The sequence below is a fragment of the Stenotrophomonas sp. STEN087 genome (assembly GCF_056759115.1).
Map to the genome: position 1 here is coordinate 1 of NZ_JBRRCR010000158.1, position 3,548 is coordinate 3,548.

Genomic DNA, 3,548 nt, shown 5'->3' on the forward strand with positions numbered 1-3,548 from the left:
GGCGGCGCGGCGCCGCGGCCCCGCACCTGCGCGCCGCCGATTTCACCCCCCCGGCCGTGGCTCTCGCCCGAACATAGCGCCCCGCCCCCCCTCGCCCCCTACTCTACAAGAGCCAAAACCAAAGCAGCCGAGCATGGGCTCGGCTCTACAGATTCAGGCCCGGCACACCGGCGGGCGGGCGCCCATCCACTGCGCGGCACCGGGCCGCAGCACGATCACTTCCCCATCCTGCCCCTGCAGGTAACGCACACGAATCCGCGTGCGCTCACGGGTGATCGAAAACAGCGCCGGCGCTCCCGCAGCCTCGGCCGCAACCGTGGTGCCGCTTTCCTCGCGCAGTACCAGCACCTGCGGTGGCAGCCCCTCGCCTTCGAAGGGCTGCCAGAGCACGGCCGTGCCGCCGCCGTAGGCGATGAAGGACAGCTCCGCGCCCAGCAGGTCACCCGATTGCGGGTGCACGCAGACGTTGGAATAGCTGCCCTGCCAACCCGATGCGGACACCGGGTTGGCAACCGCAAGGCCCGTGCACAGCAGCGCGGCCCACATCAGTGCCCTGGACATCCCTGTCACTCCTCGGCCCATGGTCTGGTGTTGGTGATGGGCGAACTCTACTTCGCCGAGACCCGCCAGACCACATCGCCCACATCGTCGGCCACCAGCAGCGCGCCGTCGGCGTCCATCGCCATGCCTACCGGGGCGCCCATCAGGGTCTTTTCATCCTTGGAGGTGAAGCCGCTGACCACCGGCTCCGGGCGGCCGGTCGGCTTGCCGTCCTTGAACGCGACGTAGACCACTTCATAGCCGCTCAGCGGCGAACGGTCCCAGCTGCCGTGTTCGCCGATGAACGCGCCGCCGTGGTACTTCGCCGGCAATGCCTGCGCGGTGTAGAACATCAGGCCCAGCGGCGCCACGTGCGAGCCGATGGCGTAGTCGGGCACGATGGCCTTGGCCACCAGGTCCGGCCGCTGCGGCTGTACGCGCTCATCCACGTGCTGGCCGTAGTAGCTGTAGGGCCAGCCGTAGAAGCCGTCTTCCTTCACCGAGGTGAGGTAGTCGGGCACCAGATCGGCGCCGATCTCGTCGCGCTCGTTGGCGACCGCCCACAGCTTGCCGGTGCTCGGCTCCAGGTCCAGGCCGGTGGGGTTGCGGATGCCCGACGCGTAGATGCGGCTGCCACGGGTGGCCACGTCCACTTCCAGCACCACCGCGCGGCGGTATTCGACGGCCAGGCCGTTCTCGGTGATGTTGCTGTTGGAGCCCACGCCCACGTACAGCTTGCTGCCATCGGCGCTCGCGCGCAGATCCTTGGTCCAGTGGTGGTTGATGGTGCTGGGCAGGTCGGTGAACTCGCGGCCCTTGTCGGTCATGCGGGTTTCGCCGGGCACATAGTGGTACTGCATGATGTTGCCGGTGTTGGCCACGTACAGCGTGTCACCGATGAGCTGGATGCCGAACGGCGAATGCAGGCCTTCGATGTAGACGTGCTGGGTCCAGGTATCGGTGCCCGGCGTACGGCGCAGCAGGGTGACCCGGTTGCCGCCCTTGCCGGCCTTGCCCGACCGCGCCTTCACCTTGCCGGCGATCCACTGCTTGGGCGTGGTGACCGGTTCTTCGCCGGGGCCGTTGCCTTCCACCACCAGCACATCGCCGTTGGGCAGGGTGAGCAGGCGGCGCGGGTGCTGCAGGTTGGCGGCGATGCGCTCGATCTTCAGGCCTTCGGCCACGGTGGGCGCCTGGCCGTCGGCCCAACCCACGCCCTTGGGCACCTGCATGGGCGGCATGAGGAAGTTGGCCGGCTTGGGCAGCGGCGGCTGCGCACCGGACTGGTCGGCCGGGTGGTATTCGGCCTTGCCCGCGCAGGCGGCCAGCATCACCGAGAGCGAGAGGATGCCCAGCGTGGGCAGGATGCGATCAGCCATGACGACCTCCGTGCAGCACCGGCAGCTGCAGCGACAGCAGGATGAAACCGATGGCGATCAGACCCACGGTCAACGCGGAAAGAATGGTGCCCGGCACGGCCACCGCGTAGGCATCGCGGCTGTGCACGAAGGCGTTCCAGATGGCCAGCACGATGGCGACCAGGTTGAGCAGGAAATCCACGCGGTCCAGGCCGGTGGCGGTGCCGTTGCGGCGCCAGACCGCGAACAGGTTGATCAGCCGCGGGATGATGGCGATGAGCAGGCCGAAGGTGATCAACCAGGCGGCCGCCTTGCCCCACATCACCTCGGCGGTGTTGAGGTAGAGGATGTCGAAGATGAGGGCGCCGACGAAGAAGCCGAACGGTATCGGATTCAACAGGCTGAAAAGCGTGGTGCCCAAGCCGCGATGGGCCTGGGCGACGGGGTTGACCATGGTCGTGCTCCGGAGAGGAAGAGGGTACACGGCCGTAGTAGCACAGCCGGCGGGGAGGTCGCGCGATGATGGTCGATGGGAGTGCCGCCGGGCTTGGATGGATGTGCCACGGTCGGGATGTGCCGACCAACGGTCGGCACCCACCAGGATGGGAGATGCCGGGATCAATTGCCCGGATGGACGTGCCAACCAAGGTTGGCATCTACCAGTAGATCCACGCCATGCGTGGATGGATGTGCCGACCAACCGGCGGCATCCGCCAATCGTGGCATCACCGATCAGACCGGCAGCAGACTTCCGTCTTCACTGCGTTCGAAGGCGGTACCCGCTGGCGCGTCGACCACTGCCAGGACGGCACGATCGTAGTTGGCGATGGTGTTCACGTTGTACACGCCAGAGTTTCCCGGTTCGTCCAGGTACTCCTCGGTCTCGTCGCCGGCCAGAAAGCGCCAGCCACTGTCCACGTCGTTGTCGGGCTCCTCGCGATAGCAGTAGCCCACGGGCTGGCCGTCAACGGTGATGCGATCGGTAGCGATGCACGCGCCATAGCCTTCCAGCAGCGGGCTGATCTGATCTGCGGTGAGACGGAATTGTTTCGGCTTCATCGTGCCTCCTCAGGGGACGTAGACCAGATGCAGGGTGTACTCGAAACCGGCTTCCGTTTCGATGATATCCACGTCCATTACCAGGTCACTTCGCCCTTCCGCGGCCGTATGCAGGTCGACCAGGACCTTCCAGCGCTCGCCGTACCACTGGCTGACCGAGGTTTCCCAGGCGGCCTCGGGGAGCGGCACCAGGGTTTCGCCGTAGTCCTCGAGGATGCCGGTGATGACATCCCAGGTGTCGGCGCTGCATGTGGGCACGTTCGCGGCCTGTGGCGCGCGGCCGGCGGCAATCTCGTTGGCCATCCAGGCCAGGGTGGGACGGAAGGCCTCGTCCACGGGGGTTTCGGTGTCCGGGTCTTTCCTGACCATCGGTCTTCCTTGAGCAAAGGGCCGCGAGACTTGGCCCATGCATGATGGCATGGGAGAGGTATGCCGAGCCCGGAGGGATGTGCCAACCAAGGTTGGCATCTACCAGTAGATCCACGCCATGCGTGGATGGAGGGATGTGCCGCCCCACCGGGGGCCCCCCCCATGGCCATGGTCCGGGGGGCCGCCCGATTGGCCCGCCGCGCGGCGGGCCCCCCCCCCCCG

5 protein-coding genes are annotated in these 3,548 nt (G+C 67.1%); all 5 read right to left on the bottom strand.

Annotated elements, in window-relative coordinates:
- Window positions 1-153 precede the first annotated feature (153 nt).
- The 5 genes from ACVOK1_RS20335 to ACVOK1_RS20355 all read right to left on the bottom strand — a co-directional run bounded on the left by ACVOK1_RS20335 (window position 154) and on the right by ACVOK1_RS20355 (window position 3,326).
- Entirely contained in the window at window positions 154-561 is a 408-nt protein-coding gene (locus tag ACVOK1_RS20335; RefSeq protein ID WP_481563083.1) for a hypothetical protein, read from the bottom strand.
- 47 nt (window positions 562-608) lie between these two features.
- Window positions 609-1,919 carry a PQQ-dependent sugar dehydrogenase gene (locus ACVOK1_RS20340; RefSeq protein ID WP_313203643.1) on the bottom strand — a complete coding sequence of 437 codons (1,311 nt, stop codon included), beginning with the start codon at window positions 1,917-1,919 and terminating at the stop codon, window positions 609-611.
- On the bottom strand, window positions 1,912-2,352 hold the full coding sequence (locus ACVOK1_RS20345) for a DUF2231 domain-containing protein (protein ID WP_313050617.1): 441 nt from the start codon (window positions 2,350-2,352) through the stop codon (window positions 1,912-1,914). Before ACVOK1_RS20345 ends, ACVOK1_RS20340 begins: the two co-directional genes overlap by 8 nt.
- A 278-nt stretch (window positions 2,353-2,630) precedes the next feature.
- Entirely contained in the window at window positions 2,631-2,957 is a 327-nt protein-coding gene (locus ACVOK1_RS20350) for a DUF2185 domain-containing protein (protein ID WP_481563084.1), read from the bottom strand.
- 9 nt (window positions 2,958-2,966) lie between these two features.
- Window positions 2,967-3,326, bottom strand: coding sequence for a DUF7668 domain-containing protein (locus ACVOK1_RS20355; RefSeq protein WP_481563085.1), 360 nt, complete (start codon window positions 3,324-3,326; stop codon window positions 2,967-2,969).
- Window positions 3,327-3,548: the final 222 nt, after the last annotated feature.

What these genes read in the sequence shown, in the direction of transcription:
- ACVOK1_RS20340 (WP_313203643.1), bottom strand. Translation starts at nt 1,919, where the DNA reads ATGGCTGATCGCATCCTGCCCACGCTGGGCATCCTCTCGCTCTCGGTG.
- ACVOK1_RS20355 (WP_481563085.1), bottom strand. Translation starts at nt 3,326, where the DNA reads ATGGTCAGGAAAGACCCGGACACCGAAACCCCCGTGGACGAGGCCTTC.
- ACVOK1_RS20350 (WP_481563084.1), bottom strand. Translation starts at nt 2,957, where the DNA reads ATGAAGCCGAAACAATTCCGTCTCACCGCAGATCAGATCAGCCCGCTG.
- ACVOK1_RS20345 (WP_313050617.1), bottom strand. Translation starts at nt 2,352, where the DNA reads ATGGTCAACCCCGTCGCCCAGGCCCATCGCGGCTTGGGCACCACGCTT.
- ACVOK1_RS20335 (WP_481563083.1), bottom strand. Translation starts at nt 561, where the DNA reads ATGTCCAGGGCACTGATGTGGGCCGCGCTGCTGTGCACGGGCCTTGCG.